This window comes from Pararoseomonas sp. SCSIO 73927 (genome assembly GCF_037040815.1).
Taxonomy (GTDB): domain Bacteria; phylum Pseudomonadota; class Alphaproteobacteria; order Acetobacterales; family Acetobacteraceae; genus Roseomonas.
Genome location: NZ_CP146232.1, coordinates 4,932,705 through 4,947,752, shown reverse-complemented (window position 1 = coordinate 4,947,752; position 15,048 = coordinate 4,932,705). Strand labels below are relative to the sequence as shown.

Sequence of the window (15,048 nt, the reverse complement as noted above, 5' to 3'; positions counted from 1 at the left end):
CGGTGCCCCTCCACGGAGCTGACGTGCGGCTGGCCTCCGACATCGGCGGCACCTTCACGGACCTCGCGCTGGAGCGCGCGGACGGGCAGGGTGGCTACGATCGCTGGACGGCGAAGGTGCTGACCACCCCCGCCGCGCCCGAGCTGGGCGTGCTGGAGGGCATCCGCGTCGTGCTCGCCAAGGCGGGGATAGGGCCGGCCGACGTCTCGCTTTTCATCCACGGCACGACGCTGGCGACGAACGCCGTGATCGAGCGCAAGGGCGCGCGCACGGCGCTGCTGACGACGGAGGGCTTCCGCGACGTCCTCGCGCTGGGGAATGAGAGCCGCTACGACCAGTACGACCTGAACATCACCCTGCCGCAGCCGCTGGTGCCGCGGCGCTGGCGCCTGCCGGTGCCGGAGCGGCTGGACAACGAGGGGCGCGCGCTGCTGCCGCTCGACACGGGCGCGGTGCGCGAGGCGGTGCGCTTCATGAAGGGGGAGGGGATCGAGAGCCTGGCGATCGGCTTCCTGCACGCCTTCGTCAACCCCGCGCACGAACGGCAGGCCGCCGACATCGTGCGGGAGATGTGGCCGGAACTGCCCGTCTCGCTCTCCTCCGAGGTCTCGCCGGAGATGCGGGAGTGGGAGCGCTTCTCCACCACCGCCGCGAACGCCTATGTCCAGCCTTTGATGATGGGCTACCTGCACCGGCTGCGCGCGGGCGTGCAGGAAGCGGGCTTCACCTGCCCGCTCTACCTCATGCTGTCCGGCGGCGGGCTGACAACGCTGGAGACGGCGGCGCGCTTCCCCATCCGGCTGGTGGAGAGCGGGCCGGCGGGTGGCGCGATCTTCTCCGCCTTCGTGGCCCGGCAGAAGGGGTGGGACCGCGTGCTGTCCTTCGACATGGGCGGGACCACGGCGAAGGTCTGCCTCATCGACGACTTCGCGCCGCAGACGGCCCGCACCTTCGAGGTGGCGCGGATCGGGCGGTTCAAGAAGGGGTCGGGCCTGCCGCTGCGGATCCCCGTGATCGAAATGGTGGAGATCGGGGCGGGGGGCGGCTCCATCGCCTCCGTGGACGCGCTGGGCCGGATCCAGGTGGGGCCGGAGAGCGCGGGCGCCGATCCCGGCCCGGCCTGCTACGGGCGGGGCGGGGCGAAGCCGGCAGTGACGGACGCGAATTTGCTGCTGGGGCGCTACGACCCTGTCACCTTTGCGGGCGGGGCGATGACGCTGCATCCCGGCGCCTCCGCGGCAGCGATGGAATCCTCGCTCGGCGCGCTGGGGCTGGAACCCGCGATGGCGGCGCTGGGCGTGGTGGAGGTGGTGGACGAGAACATGGCCAATGCCGCCCGCGTCCACGCGATCGAGAGTGGGAAGGGCTATGACGGGCGCGCGGTGATCGCCTTCGGCGGCGGCGGGCCGGTGCACGGCTACCGCGTGGCGGAGAAGATCGGGGTGACGCGGCTCCTGGTGCCTTCGGGCGCGGGGGTGGGATCGGCCATCGGCTTCCTGCGGGCGCCGGTGGGATACGAGGTGGTGCGGAGCCTGTACCAGCGGTTGCGTACTTTCGATCCGGCGGCGGTGAACGCGCTGCTGGCGGGAATGTCGACCGAGGCGCGGCGCGTGGTGGCGGACGCGGCCTTCGGGGCGGAGCTGGTGGAGCGGCGCATCGCCTACATGCGCTATGTCGGCCAGGGGCACGAGATCGCGGTGGAACTGCCGGTGACAGCCCTGGGCGATGCGGACGTGGCCAATGTGCGCGCGGCTTACGACCGAGAATATGCCGCCTTCTACGATCGCCCGGTGCCGGGAAGCGACGTGGAGATCCTGTCCTTCGCCGTGACGGTGGCGACGGTGGTGGACGCGCCGCCGCCCGTGGCCGAGGTAGACCCGGCGCCCGCTCCGGCGCCGATCCGCAGCCTGGCTGTGCGCGATACGGCAAGGGGCGAGGTGTCGGACTGGCCGGTGTATGAGCGCGAGGGCTTCGCGCCGGGCGCGACGGTTTCCGGCCCTTGCATCGTGGCGGAGGCGGAGACGAGCACGCTGGTGGGGCCGGGCTGGACCTGCCGGATGGACGGCCTGGGTTATCTGGAGCTGACGCGATGAGTGAAGCGCTGGCCGCCATCCAGCGGCAGATCCAGTGGAACCGCCTGATCGCGGTGGTGGAGGAGCAGGCGCAGATCATGATCCGCACCGCCTTCAGCACCACGGTGCGGGAGGCGGGCGATCTCTCCGCCGGCATCTTCGACCTGCGCGGGCGGATGCTGGCGCAGGCCGTCACGGGCACGCCGGGGCACGTGAACTCCATGATGGAGAGCGTGGGCCACTTCCTGGCGAAGTTCCCGGCGGAGTCGATGAAGGCGGGGGACCACTACATCACCAACGACCCCTGGCTCGGCACGGGGCACCTGCACGACCTCACGGTTGTCACCCCCGCCTTCCGCAACGGCATCATCGTCGGCCTCTTCGCCAACACGGCGCACGTGATCGACGTGGGCGGGCTGGGCATGGGGCCAGAGGGGCGCTCGGTCTTCGAGGAAGGCCTCTACATCCCTATCGTGAAGTGCTTCGACCGGGGCGAGGCGAACGAGACCTTCTTCGACATCCTGCGCGCCGGCACCCGCACGCCGGCTGAGCTGGAGGGCGACGTCTACTCCCTCTGCGCCTGCAACGACGCGGGGGCCCGGCGGCTGGTGGAGATGATGGACGAGTTCGGAATGGACTCGCTCGACAGCCTCGCGGAGTCCGTCTTCGAGGCCTCCTCCCGCGCGACGCTGGCCGAGATCGCGAAACTGCCGCGCGGCGAGTTCTCCGCGGATATCAGCTCGGACGGCTACGAGGCGCCGGTCACGCTTCGCGCCCGCATGACGATCGCGGAGGAGAACATCACCGTCGACTACGCGGGAACCTCCGGCCTCTCCGGCCGCGGCATCAACGTGCCGGCGGCCTACACGCGCGCCTACGCCTGCTTCGGCATCAAGTGCGTGGTCGCGCCGGAGGTGCCGAACAACTGGGCCTCCCTGCTGCCCTTCCGCATGGAGATTCCGGACGGCTGCATCCTGAACGCGCCGCGGCCCTATCCCGTGGCGGTGCGCCACGTCGTCGGGCAGCTCCTGCCGGACCTGATGATGGGCTGCCTGCACCAGGCCGTGCCGGATCGCGTGACAGCGGAGGGCTCCTCCTGCCTTTGGAACCCGCCCCTGCGCGGCGGCGGGCAGGTCAGCGGCGCGGATGCGGAGCTGCCGGATTTCGAGGTGATCACCTTCAACTCCGGCGGCACCGGCGCGCGCCCGGGGCAGGACGGGCTGGACGGCACCGCCTTCCCCTCCGGCGTGCGGACCATGCCGGTGGAGGCGACGGAGAACGTCGCCCCCGTGATCTTCTGGAAGAAGGAGCTGCGGCCGGGTTCCGGCGGTGCCGGGCGCACCCGCGGCGGGCTGGGGCAGGTGATGGAGATCGGCGGGAAGAACGACGCGGAATTCGCCGTGAACGCCATTTTCGACCGCGTGGCGAACCCGCCAAAGGGCCGCGACGGCGGCGGGGAGGGTGCGCCGGGCTGGGTGGGGCTGACGGACGGCACGCTTCTCCGCACGAAGGGCTTCCAGGTGATCCCCAAGGGCAAGCGGCTGCTGCTCAAGCTGCCCGGCGGCGGTGGCATGGGCGATCCGGCGCAGCGCGACCCGGCCCTGGTGGCGCGCGACGAAGCGGATGGCCTGCTCTGAGCACCCCCCACATCTACGTGGACGGGGATGCCTGCCCCGTCCGGGACGAGGTCTTTCGCGTGGCGCGGCGGCTCTCGCTGCCTGTCACCGTCGTCTCCAACGGCTCGCGCGGCGTGCGCCTGCCCGACGGCGTCCGCCGCGTGATCGTTGAGGAGGGCGCGGACGCGGCCGACGACTGGATCGTGGAGGCGATCGGGCCGAACGACATCTGCGTCACCGCCGACATCCCGCTCGCGGCGCGATGCTTGGCCAAGAAGGCGCTCTCCGTCTCGCCGCGCGGCCATGCGTGGACGGAAGCGAATATCGGTGGCGCGCTGGCCGGCCGCGAGATCTCCCGTCACATGCGGGAGACAGGGATGGAGACGCGGAACGCCGCCTTCACCGGGGCGGACCGGCAGCGCTTCCTCGTCGCGCTGGACGCGGCGACGGCGGCGGCCATGCGCCCCGCCCCGCCGGCATTCCGCATCCCGCCCGGGGGTTTCTAGTAGCCCAGGCGGCCCAGGAACTCGGCCCAGGCGTCCGGCGTCAGCATCCCGCCCGTTGCCCGCGCATGGCCCTGGGCAAAGTTCTCGCCCGCGTGGTCCGGCGCGCGCTCCCGCAGGAAGGCGATGAGGTCGCGGCCATCCGAAGAGCGGGCGGCGAAATGGACCCACCCCTCGCGGTAGCCGGTGTTGGCGCAGATGACGACCTTGCCGCGCAGGCGGGAGACCCAGGACTGCGCGACGAGCGGATGCACCTGGCAGGGCGTGTGGACGCGGATCAGCGCGACCTCCCCTGAAACCTTCGGCGGCACGCGCCGGGCGGCGTCCAGCGCCGCGCGCACCTCCTCCCGCGCCGCGGCCAGGATCGCGGTTTCGGGCTGGGAGCCGTCGATCACCTCGCGCGGGCCGCTCGCGCGGAGGAGGAGGGCCAGCGCCGCGGAGGCGTCGCCGGAGGCGGCGCGGCGGGGCGCGTTGAGCAGGGCCACCGCCTCCTTCAGCACGCCGATCCCGTGCCGCTTGCGGGCATCGGCCAGTTCGGGAAAGGGCGCCTTGTCCCCGAAATCGCCGAGGATGCCGATGGCCGCCAGCCAGGGATCCTCCCCGCCCGCGCACCAGTGGGCGATGAGGGCGGAGCAAGGCTGCGGCTCCGTGTCGTGCCCGGCGATCACCGTCACGCCCGCGGGCGCAGCGGTGTCGCCGATCGGCAGATGGTGGTCCAGCACGGCGGTGGGCAGGCCCGGCACGACGGCCGCCGCGCGTGTGCCGAGATCGGCCACGAGCAGCCCGCCCGGATCGCGCGCCCGAACCTCCGCCGCCGTCTCCTCCGTCCAGGCACCCTCGCCGCGGCCAATCACCCGCGCCGCGGCCCCGGGCAGGGCGCGGGCGAGGATGGCCCCGGCCGCCAGCCCGTCCGCGTCGTGATGGCAGAGGACGAGCGGAGGGCGGGACGGGTCGAAGCCGCGTCGCGCGCCCTCAAAGGCACGGCGTGCCTCGTCGGGCGTCAAGTGGCAGGGCCGGGGTGACGAGGGGACATGGGGCGGATCCTGGCGGGGGTCGTGTGCGGGAACGGCCCCGCGCGGCATGGGGTTGCCCTGCGTTCGACCCCACCCGAACCGAATGCGCCGCACTCCTGCCAATCTGTCGGGGCACACCTGGCAGCTCGGCGACACTGTTCCGCTACGGTCCGAGTAAGTTCCGTGATGTAAATACCCTGTTTCGTGTCGAGCCGAAATCGCAACAAGCGGCCCGGGCTCTTGCGCCCTCGATGCGCGGCGGCGGATCGAAGCGGCTTCCCGCTGCGCTGAACGTCGAGAAGGAGCCCCGCATGCGGGAAAACTCAACCGGACGGAATCGCGGCGCCTGCCTGCGCAGCCTTCTCGTGGTTGCCGGCCTCGGCCTCACGGCAGGCCTGGGGCTGGCCGCGCCAGGCACGGCGTCGGCGAACGATCTTCGCCCGGCCCTCGCATTCGCGGCGCCGTCCGTCATCGGAGAGGTGGTACTGCCCGTTCAGTACTACCGGCGGATCTACCGCACCTACCGCGTGCGCCGCTACTACTACCGCTACTACCGCTGAAGTCGCACCCGGCTTTCCGGACGGGGCAAGCTGGATGGGGCAAGCTGAACGGGGCACTTCTGCTCTGCCCCACCCGCGCCCTTGAGGCGGCGGGACCGGGCCGGCCGGACGGACTGGTGCCTCGGGGTCGGTGACGCGGCGCTGGATCGCGGGTCCTCCCGGGTGCAACATGGACGATCCCTCGAGAGGCGACGCCATGGCCCTGCGCTGCGACACGATCATCCGCGACGCCACCCTGTTCGACGGCACCGGCGCGCCGCGCCGCGCCGGCGATATCGGGCTGCGGGGAGACCGGATCGTGGGCGTGGGCGACCTGGGCGGCGCAACGGCGGACCGGGAGGTGATCGCCACCGGCAAGGCCGTGGCGCCCGGCTTCATCGACAGCCACACGCATGACGACCGCGCCGTGCTCTGCGGGCCGGAGTGCACGACCTGCAAGACGAGCCAGGGCGTGACGACGGTGGTGGTGGGCAATTGCGGCGTCAGCCTCGCGCCCGCGCGCTTCACCACGCGCCCCGTGCCGCCGCTGGACCTGCTGGGCGAGGAGAGCTGGTACACCTTCGAGAGCTTCGGGGACTACGCCCACGCGCTGAAGACGAAGGGCAGCGAGGTGAACACCTACGCCTTCGTCGGCCACCAGACCCTGCGCGCGCGCACCATGAACAACGACGTGTACCGTCCGGCGAAGGACGCCGAGATCGCGCGGATGCACGACCTGGTGAAGCAATCGATGGGGGAGGGGGCGAGCGGCTTCTCCACCGGCCTCTACTACCCGCCCAATGCCGAGGCGACGACGGAGGAGGTGATCGCGGTGGCTGAGGCCATCCGGCCCTTCGGCGGCCTCTACTGCACGCACATGCGCGACGAGGCGGACCGCATCCTCGGTTCCATCGAGGAGACGGCGCGGATCGGCAAGCGCGCCGGCGTCTCCGTCCATATCAGCCACCACAAGTGCTCCATGCCCGAGAATTACGGGCGCTCCACCCAGACGCTGCCGCTGATCGCGGAGTACGCGCGTACCCAGGCCGTGAGCTACGACGTCTATCCCTACCCTGCGGGCTCCACCGTGCTGATGCCGGACAAGCTGCGCGACGACGTGGAGGTGATGGTCACCTGGTCGATCCCGCACCCGGAGATGGCGGGGAAGTACATCAAGGACATCGCCCGCGGCTGGAACACGGACATCCGGTCCGCCGCCGCGCGGCTGCTGCCGGCTGGGCAGGTGACCTGGCAGATGGACGAGGAGGATGTGCGCCGGATCATGGCGCATCCCATGTCCATCATCGGCTCGGACGGCATCCCGCACGACGCGCACCCGCACCCCCGGCTCTGGGGCACCTTCCCGCGCGTGCTCGGCCACTACGTGCGGGACGTGAAGCTCTTCAGTCTGGAGACGGCGGTCCACAAGATGACGGGCAAGGCGGCCGAGACCTTCGGAATGGTGGATCGCGGCGTCCTGCGCGAGGGCGCCTACGCCGATATCGTCCTCTTTGACCCCCACACGGTGCGGGACCGCGCGACCTTCGAGAGCCCCAAGCAGATCAGCGAGGGGATCGAGGAGGTGTGGTGCAACGGCGTTCCCACCTACCTCGCCGCGCAGGGTGACAGGCGGGGAGGCGCCACGGGGGAGAAGCCGGGGCGGCTGTTGACGCGGAACCGCTGACTCTCCGGCCCGGAAGCGCAGCCCGTCGGCGCTGGGCGTCGCGGGCAGGTGCCGGTCCGGGCGGGCTCTCAAGCCTTTTCCCGTGTCAGGGGCCGGGCCAGGGGGCGCGGGCAGCAGGGGCGGTCAGGGCGTCGGCCCGGTCCGGCGCGCGGCGACGAGCTGGATCAGGAGGCGAAGCGCGGCGCGCCCGGCCGGGCTCATCGCCCCGCGCCGGCGCCCGCCGTTGCGCCGGGCCGTGGGCGCCGGGGCCAGCCTGGTCGTCTTTCGCATGCTGCCGCCCGCCTCCGCGCTACACCAAAGGGGAGATCGCCCAGCGGCGCGATAAAGACCAATACAGTCCTATTCATTAATCGATAGGGACGGGTTATGGATGGGCCATGTCCCTCGCCGGCCTGTCCCTTCGCGACCTGGAATACCTGCTCGCCGTGGCGGAGCAGCGCCATTTCGGCCGCGCGGCGGAGAGCTGCGGCGTGTCCCAGCCCGCCCTCTCGGCCCAGATCCGGAAGCTGGAGGGGCTGCTCGGCGTCGCCGTCTTCGAGCGGCTGCCCGGCCGCGTCCTCGTCACCGCGCGCGGGGAGGCGGTGCTGGCCCGCGCCGCCGTGGTGGTGCGCGAGGCACGGGCCCTGCTGCTGGCCGCGCGGGCGGAAGGGGGCGAACCGCTGGCAGGTTCCTTCCGCCTCGGCGCCATCCCCACGCTCGGTCCCTACCTCCTGCCCCGGATCTTGCGCCCGCTGCGAGAGGCCTTCCCCGCCATGCGCGCGGTGCTGGCGGAGTCGCGAACCGCCGAGCTGCGGGAGTCGCTGAAGGCGGGCTCCCTGGACGCGGCGCTGTGCTGCGCCGGCTCGGCGGATCCGGCACTGCGTGCCCTGCCGCTCTTCGTTGAGCCCTTCCTGCTGATGCAGCCATCGGGGCGGCCGGCCCGGGCGCCGGCCGGGATGCCCGAGGAGGGGGAGCTGCTGCTGCTGGAGGAGGGCCACTGCCTGCGGGACCAGACCCTGGCCGCCTGCGGAATGGGCGCCCCACCCGGGGCGCGGCACGCGACCGGGCTCGAGATGCTGCGCCACATGGTCGCGGCGGGTGAGGGATCCTCCCTGATGCCGGCCATGGCCGCCGCGACGCTCGGGCCGGTCGAGGGGCTCGTGGAGTACGCGCCCCTGCCCGAAGGCTTGGGGCGCGAGGTGGTGCTGCTGGTTCGCGCTTCCGACCCGCGCGCGGAAGCCCTGGAGGAGGTGGCCGGGGTAATCCGGGGCGCGGTGCCCGCGATGGCGACGGGCCGCGCGCCGTGAAGCGCCCCTAGCCACGCCCGCCCTGGAGGCCGCGCAAGGGGATCGGCGCTGCCCGGACGGCCAGCGGAACGGGCGACGGAACGGCCAGCGGGATGGCCATGGCCCGGTAGGCGTCCAGCCCGCGCCTGCGCTCGCCGGAGTCGGCCGTGCCCGCCCGCATGATGGTGGGCGGCGGGGCGGCGCGGATGCTCATGCCGGGGGTGGAGGCGGTGGTAGCGGGGAAGCGCGATCCGGCGGGCGCGCCGGACCAGCCGGGCTGCCAGGCCGGGGCGGCGCCGGCCTGGCGCTGCTCCTCCGGCAGGCGCAGGGCCACCTGGGCACGATAGGCCTCTGCCCGGGCGGGGGTGTGGCTGTGGTAGTGGCCCGCCGCCACCATCCAGTCCCCGCTCGCGGCGTGCAGCCCCTTGAGGAAGCGCGCGGCATAGCGGGCGTTGGTCAGGGGATCGAGGCCGTCCTCGAGGGAGGCGAAGGCATCGCGGTGGTGGTGCAGGTTGATCTGCATGCAGCCGATGTCGATCAACCGCATCCCCCCGGCGCGGAGCTGCCGCACCTCGGCAACCGCTTCCGCCTTGGAGGAGAAAAATTTGCCGGCCCCCTCGGCGTTCATCGTCCAGGGCCATGGGCCGCTCTCGCCGGTTGCAGGATCGCGCCGGCCGGATTCGACCCGGCCTATGGCGGCCAGGAGCCCTGCGGGAAGCCCATATTCCCGCTCAGCCGAGGCGATGGCGGCCCGGCAGAGGGCGGTCGGGGAGGGCTGGGCCAGGGCTAGGCCGGGCAGCAGGCCGAGAAGAAGGGCAAGGAGGCGCATGGCATCCACAGCTCAAGCCGCGTGCCAGCGGGGCGACTCTCATTTCCGTGATGGTGCGATGCGAAAAAGCCCTTGCGGAATCGGGGAGGCACCACTACTTTGTGCATCGCAGCAACGCGATGTTGTCGCGTTGTTGTCTTTCTTGGACGTTTCCTCCCTAAACTCGGCGGTGCCTCTGGCACCGCCTTTTTTTTGCCCGAACCACACCTCTGGCCGAGCGGGCGCGCCGCGCCACGGCCTCAGGTCAGGCGCGCAGGAAGGACCAGTCCTCGGCCACCAGCCGCGCCAGCATTCGTTCCATGTCCGCCCGCAGCGTGGCCAGGCCGGGCAGGCGCTGGATCCGCCGCTCGTCCATGTAGAGGCTGCGCGCCATCTCCAGCTGGATCACGTGAACGCCCTCCCGCGGGCGGCCGTAGTGGCGGGTGACGTAGCCGCCGGCATAGGGGTCGTTCCGCCGGTGCCGGTAGCCGAGGGCGGTGAGCGCCTCCTCCATCATCCGCGTCGCGCGCGGGGCGGCGGCGGTGCCGTGGGCGTCACCCAGGATCATGTCCGCCGAGCGCCCGGATTCGCCGGGGATGGTGGGCATGGAATGGCAGTCGATGAGCAGACAGGCGCCGTGGCGCCGCACCGTCTCCGTGATCAGCCCGGAGAGGGCGGCGTGATAGGGTTCCCACAGCGCCCGGATCCGGTGCGCGGCCTCGTCGAAGGAGAGGCGGCGGCGATAGACGGGCTCGCCGCTCGCCACCACCCGGGCGATGGTGCCCAGCCCTGCGCCGACGCGCGGCGAGGCGCTGTTGACGAAGTCCGGCAGCGGCCCGTCGAACATGCCAGGATCCAGTTCCCAGGCCTCGCGGTTCGCGTCGCAGTAGACGCGCGGGAAGGTTGCGGCGAGGAGCGGCACGCCGTGCCGCGGCGCGTCGGCGAAGATCTCCTCCACGAACCCGTCCTCGGAGCGGCGGAGCGCGACGGGGTCCAGCCGGCTCTCCGCCAGGAAGGCGGCTGGGTAGTGGCGGCCGGAATGGGGCGAGGCGAGGACGATCGGCGCGGCTTGGTCACGCGGCCGGATCAGCTGGAAAGGCGGTGGGGCGTCGGCCTCGGGCGCGGCCTCGATCGGAAGGTCCATCTGTTCCTGAATCACCACAGCCGGGCGCGCCTGTCACGCGGGATACTGCTCGGGGGATTCTGCTCGGGGGATCCTGCACGCGGGATGCTCGTCCCGCCGCGGCGGCACTTCCGCAGGCCGCCTTCGGGCTTGCTGCGCGGCGGGGTACACGCTAAAGGGGCCGCCACGCCGCGGCCCTCTGGGGCCTGGCGGACCCGGCGGATGGGCGCATAGCTCAGCGGGAGAGCACCACCTTGACACGGTGGGGGTCACAGGTTCAATCCCTGTTGCGCCCACCATCCGCCTGCTTTTCTCTCATATTCGGAGTGGGTTGCGCGGCACAGGCCGGCGCAGGCCTCGTCTTCCCGGCCCGATCCCGGTTACAAGCGCTGCATGCCGTCCAGGCCAGGCCAGTGCTGATCACCGACCCGCTTCCCTACGCCGCCTTCATCGTCCGCCACCTCATGCGGCCCGTCGGCCCGCGCTTCGGCGAGCGGCATGCCGTGGCGGAGACCGAGGAGGCAATGGACGGGGACCGCTGGTTCTGGTCCGACGACAACGCGAAGGTGCTGGAGTTCCTCTCCATCCCCTCCGTCTGGTGGGCCTACCCGGAGGCGGTCGAGGCCACCTTCGGCTTCCTGCGCGACCTCTGCCGCGGCCCCTACGTGTATCGCCGCCTCGGCGCGGTGCGGCTGGAGGCGGTGGAGAACGATGGCGCGCGGGCGCGCTTCGTCCACAGCCTGATGGACATCACCTGCGACCTGCCGCGCGGGGTCGTCACCGTCGGCATGCGGTTCCATGACGGGCGCACCGCCCGGAACGTGATGCTGACCGGTAACTACGTGCGCTTCACCCATGCCGGGGTGGACCGCACCCTGGACGTGGAGGACGCGATCGATGCCTGGGAGGTGCGGCATCGCGGCGACCTGCTAGAGCTCTCCCACGCCAGCGACCTGTGTTTCGCGCATGAGGGACAGACCTTGCGGCTCGGCCGCCTCGTCTATGCCTACCGCTTCGACGCGCGCAGCACGGTCTTCCGGGCAGAGGTGTCGCTCGACCTCGATCCGGGCCTGACCGTCTCGGACCTCGTGCTGACGATCGCGACGGACGAACTCACCCACGGCGAGCTCGGCATAGTCTATAACACCGTGCGCGCCCGGCAGCCCGGCGCCGCGCCGATCGTGGCCGGCGCGACGGAGCCCGCCGAGGGTCTGTTGCCGATCCGGGGCGCCCCCTACTGGTCCATGTCGCGGGACCGGTTCATGCGCGGCTTCTCGCCCGCCATCCACTCCCTCCCGCGGGAGCCCGGGCGCCTCTCGGCCCTCAGCATTGTCGCGCGGGAGGAGGGGAAGCTGCACTGGGTGGTGGCCGAGCACGCCTTCCCCGGGGCGCACCGCGGCGGCCGGATCTCGGCCGAGGAGACGAAGCTGCTGACCTCCGGCGGCTTCTACGACCGGGTGGAGGACATGGCCGCCATCATCGGCGCGGAGGCGGCCGCCGCGCCGAGCCAGCCGATCGACCTCTCCCTGTCCTACGACTACGGCGTGGAGCTGGCGGCCTTCGCCCGGCGCGCCCGCATGCTCGCCCGCGCGGGGAACGCCGCGGGGCCGGTGGTGGAGGAGGCGCTGGGCATGCACGACCAGCTCCTCGCGGCCTATGAGGAGAACATGCTCGCCCCCGCGGCGGCGGACCCGCGCGCCATCTTCTCCCGCCCGCTCTCCTTCGTGGTGATGGGGCTGGTGGACGCCCTGGCCGTCACCGGCTCCCCCCGTCACCACGAGGCGCTGCGGCGCGCGGTGGACGCGCTGCTGACCTTCGAGCGGCCGATGAGGGACGCCGCCGGAGGAGAGGTCTCCGTCTTCCCCATGGGCCAGGGTGAGCCGCCCTACCTGGACTGCCACGCCGCCGCCGTGCTCGCCCTGGCCCGCGCGGCGACGGCGCTGGAGGACCCGCGCATCGCGCCCGCGCTGGACCGGGCGCTCGGCGCCTATGCGCTCGGCACCCATGCCGTCGACCTTGGCGGCCCGGTGAGGCAGGACGGGGTGGTGGTGGACGCGACGGATGAGACGGGCGGGCGCCACGCCCACGGAAGCTTCTGGAACTATTCCGCCGGCCTCTCGCTCCGCGGTTTCGCGGCGCTCCGCCGCTCCTCCCGGCCTGAGGTGCGGGAGGTCCTGTCCCGCCACGGCGAGCGGTTGGAGCTGTTCGAGACGCTGATGCGCCGGCAGGTCGCCCGCTCCATCCGGGAGCGAGGGGACGCGCTGGAGATCCGCACCTCCGTTCCCTCGGCCGAATCGAACTCCGAAACCCAGCCCTGGGTGGCCATGGGGATCATCGACGATCCCTGCGACGACGGGCCGGAGGCTCCGTGATGCGTGTGCTGCGGAGCCTGGAGGAGCTGGACGAGGCCCTGGCCGAATGCGACCGGGCGGAGCGGGTTTCGGACGATGCTATGCGCGCCGTCTTCGGCACCTTCCGCATCGACCCGCCTGCTGGGATGCCGGAGGATCCCTTCTCCGACGCCTATCGCGAGGCGCAAATGGGCATCTACGTCACCATCGCCGGCCGGGACTACGCACTGGCGAACGAAGCGACGCCGCTGGACGTGGAGGCCGCCCTGTGCCGGCCTTTCCCGTACTCCACAGGCAGCGCCACCACCGCCGGCGAGCACCTGATGGGCATCGACTTCGCGCTGCGCGCCATGGCGCTGCCGCCGGGGTCGCGCGTGCTGGAGTTCGGGCCGGGCTGGGGCAACACGACGCTGGAGCTGGCGCGGCTGGGCCACCACGTCACCTGCGTGGACGTGGAGCCGCGCTTCTGCGAACTGATCCGCCGCCGCGCCGCGCGGGAAGGACTCGCGGTCGAGGTGGTGAACGACGACTTCTTCTGGGCGGAGAAGGGCGGCGACACCTTCGACGCCGTTCTCTTCTTCGAGTGCTTCCACCACTGCGCCGACCACCTGCGCCTGCTGCGGGCCCTGCAGGCCCGCGTGGCAGAGGGCGGACGCATCTTCTTCGGCGGGGAGCCGATCACCGCCGACTTCCCCCAGCCCTGGGGCGTGCGGCTGGACGGCAACTCCCTCTGGGCCATCCGAAAGAATGGCTGGATGGAACTCGGATTTCACGAGAGCTACTTCCGGCGTGCCCTGGCCCGCGCCGGATGGGCCGGCGACTGCATTCCCTGCGCCGACCCGGCCTGGGCCACGGTTTGGGAAGCGCGGCGCCTCACGAAAGCGGCCATGCACCTGCCCGCCACCGACGATCGGCTGCAGACCGGCATCGGCCGGCGGGAGGACAGGGCCATCATCCTCGACGGGACACCAGGGACCGGCCTGTTCGGCCCGTACCTGCCGCTGGCGCGGGGACGCTGGACCGCGCGCCTGCGCTTCCGCCCCGGCGCGGCGGCCAGGGGGGATGCGGTCATGGATGTCTGCGCCGGAGGCGGCACCGCCCGTTTGGCAGCCCGCACCGTTCAAGGGGAGGCACTTATTGTCGAGGGCTGGACGGCCTCGCTGACATTCGACGCGGCCGAGAACTTGAGCGGCGTGGAGGTCCGGCTGTTCTGCGAGGCCGGCTTCACCGCCGTCTTAGAAGGGGTGGAACTCCTGTCCGACGAGGCGGGCTGAATTTGGCAGAGCCGGGGGCGAACCCCCGGCGCCCGGCCATCAGTGGTAGCGCCGCACCAGCCCGACGAGCCGGCCCTGCACCTTCACCCGGTCCGGCCCGAAGATGCGGGTCTCGAAGCGCGGGTTGGCCGCCTCCAGCGCGATGGAGTTGCCGCGGCGGCGCAGGCGCTTCAGCGTCACCTCGTTCTCGTCCACCAGGGCCACCACGATGGCGCCGTTGTCGGCCGTGTCCCCACGGCGGATGATCACCGTGTCGCCGTCCAGGATCCCGGCCTCGACCATCGAGTCGCCGGAAACCTCCAGCGCGTAGTGCTCGCCGCCCCCGAGCATCGCGGCAGGCACCTCCACGCTCTCGCCCATGTCGCGCAGCGCCTCGATCGGAAGGCCGGCGGCGATGCGGCCGTAGAGCGGCAGGTGGACGGCCGCCGCGTCGTTGGCCGTGCGGACGGCGCCGGGAAGGTTGGTGGCGAAATTGCCGCGGATGACGTTCGGCGCGAAGGCGGGCGCGGGCGCCGGCAGGGGCGCGGCGGCCACGGCCTGGGCGGCGCGGGGGGACAGGCTCTCCGGCACGCGGATCACCTCCAGCGCGCGGGCGCGGTGGGCGCGGCGCTTGAGGAAGCCGCGCTCCTCCAGCGCCGTGATCAGGCGGTGGATGCCGGACTTCGACTTCAGGTTCAGCGCCTCCTTCATCTCCTCGAAGGAGGGGGAGAAGCCGGTGTCCCGCAGGTGCTTGTCGATGAAGGTGAGCAGCTCGTGCTGCTTGCGGGTGAGCATGGTCTGGGCGTCTCCCTGGAGGCGGG

The 15,048-nt window shown here is 72.0% G+C and carries 13 protein-coding genes and 1 tRNA gene; 9 read left to right on the top strand and 5 right to left on the bottom strand.

The annotated features are described in order from the left end of the window. The first annotated feature begins 2 nt into the window (after positions 1–2). From VQH23_RS23375 to VQH23_RS23365, 3 genes are read left to right on the top strand one after another with little or no spacing between them, the layout of a single operon-like run. Complete coding sequence (locus VQH23_RS23375; protein ID WP_338663065.1) at positions 3–2,093, top strand: hydantoinase/oxoprolinase family protein; 2,091 nt, start codon at positions 3–5, stop codon at positions 2,091–2,093. Continuing rightward, positions 2,090–3,709: a hydantoinase B/oxoprolinase family protein gene (locus VQH23_RS23370; protein WP_338663064.1), complete on the top strand. Its 1,620-nt coding sequence runs from the start codon at positions 2,090–2,092 to the stop codon at positions 3,707–3,709. The genes VQH23_RS23375 and VQH23_RS23370 overlap by 4 nt, the downstream gene beginning before the upstream one ends. 11 nt (positions 3,710–3,720) lie before the next feature. Then, positions 3,721–4,194 carry a YaiI/YqxD family protein gene (locus VQH23_RS23365; protein ID WP_338666152.1) on the top strand — a complete coding sequence of 158 codons (474 nt, stop codon included), beginning with the start codon at positions 3,721–3,723 and terminating at the stop codon, positions 4,192–4,194. Here the strand turns inward: VQH23_RS23365 and VQH23_RS23360 are convergent. Further along, positions 4,191–5,195, bottom strand: a complete 1,005-nt coding sequence (locus VQH23_RS23360) for a hypothetical protein (protein ID WP_338663063.1) — start codon at positions 5,193–5,195, stop codon at positions 4,191–4,193. The genes VQH23_RS23365 and VQH23_RS23360 overlap by 4 nt on opposite strands. A gap of 320 nt (positions 5,196–5,515) precedes the next feature. Here VQH23_RS23360 and VQH23_RS23355 point away from each other — a divergent pair, with 320 nt between their 5' ends. Together VQH23_RS23355 and VQH23_RS23350 are read left to right on the top strand one after the other, a co-directional pair. Next, on the top strand, positions 5,516–5,764 hold the full coding sequence (locus VQH23_RS23355; protein WP_338663062.1) for a hypothetical protein: 249 nt from the start codon (positions 5,516–5,518) through the stop codon (positions 5,762–5,764). Between the two features lie 169 nt (positions 5,765–5,933). Further along, entirely contained in the window at positions 5,934–7,427 is a 1,494-nt protein-coding gene (locus VQH23_RS23350; RefSeq protein ID WP_338663061.1) for a D-aminoacylase, read from the top strand. Positions 7,428–7,550: 123 nt separating this feature from the next. Here VQH23_RS23350 and VQH23_RS23345 read toward each other — a convergent pair whose 3' ends face one another. Beyond that, positions 7,551–7,697 (bottom strand): hypothetical protein, encoded by a 147-nt coding sequence (locus tag VQH23_RS23345; protein ID WP_338663060.1) that lies wholly within the window; start codon positions 7,695–7,697, stop codon positions 7,551–7,553. Positions 7,698–7,804: 107 nt separating this feature from the next. On the opposite strand from VQH23_RS23345, the gene VQH23_RS23340 reads away from it, so the two are divergent. Next, on the top strand, positions 7,805–8,713 hold the full coding sequence (locus tag VQH23_RS23340) for a LysR substrate-binding domain-containing protein (RefSeq protein ID WP_338663059.1): 909 nt from the start codon (positions 7,805–7,807) through the stop codon (positions 8,711–8,713). A gap of 7 nt (positions 8,714–8,720) precedes the next feature. Here the strand turns inward: VQH23_RS23340 and VQH23_RS23335 are convergent, their stop codons facing one another. Together VQH23_RS23335 and VQH23_RS23330 are read right to left on the bottom strand one after the other, a co-directional pair. Then, positions 8,721–9,521 (bottom strand): lytic transglycosylase domain-containing protein, encoded by an 801-nt coding sequence (locus VQH23_RS23335; RefSeq protein ID WP_338663058.1) that lies wholly within the window; start codon positions 9,519–9,521, stop codon positions 8,721–8,723. A gap of 244 nt (positions 9,522–9,765) precedes the next feature. Next, positions 9,766–10,644: an N-formylglutamate amidohydrolase gene (locus tag VQH23_RS23330; protein ID WP_338663057.1), complete on the bottom strand. Its 879-nt coding sequence runs from the start codon at positions 10,642–10,644 to the stop codon at positions 9,766–9,768. A gap of 203 nt (positions 10,645–10,847) precedes the next feature. Between VQH23_RS23330 and VQH23_RS23325 the strand changes: the two genes are divergently transcribed. The 3 genes from VQH23_RS23325 to VQH23_RS23315 all read left to right on the top strand — a co-directional run bounded on the left by VQH23_RS23325 (position 10,848) and on the right by VQH23_RS23315 (position 14,248). Next, positions 10,848–10,922: transfer RNA gene (locus VQH23_RS23325), tRNA-Val, on the top strand. A gap of 114 nt (positions 10,923–11,036) precedes the next feature. Further along, on the top strand, positions 11,037–12,995 hold the full coding sequence (locus VQH23_RS23320) for a hypothetical protein (RefSeq protein ID WP_338663056.1): 1,959 nt from the start codon (positions 11,037–11,039) through the stop codon (positions 12,993–12,995). Next, positions 12,995–14,248, top strand: coding sequence for a class I SAM-dependent methyltransferase (locus VQH23_RS23315; protein WP_338663055.1), 1,254 nt, complete (start codon positions 12,995–12,997; stop codon positions 14,246–14,248). The genes VQH23_RS23320 and VQH23_RS23315 overlap by 1 nt, the downstream gene beginning before the upstream one ends. A gap of 39 nt (positions 14,249–14,287) precedes the next feature. On the opposite strand, the gene lexA is transcribed toward VQH23_RS23315, so the two are convergent. Beyond that, complete coding sequence (lexA, locus tag VQH23_RS23310; protein ID WP_338663054.1) at positions 14,288–15,022, bottom strand: transcriptional repressor LexA; 735 nt, start codon at positions 15,020–15,022, stop codon at positions 14,288–14,290. Positions 15,023–15,048 lie beyond the last annotated feature (26 nt).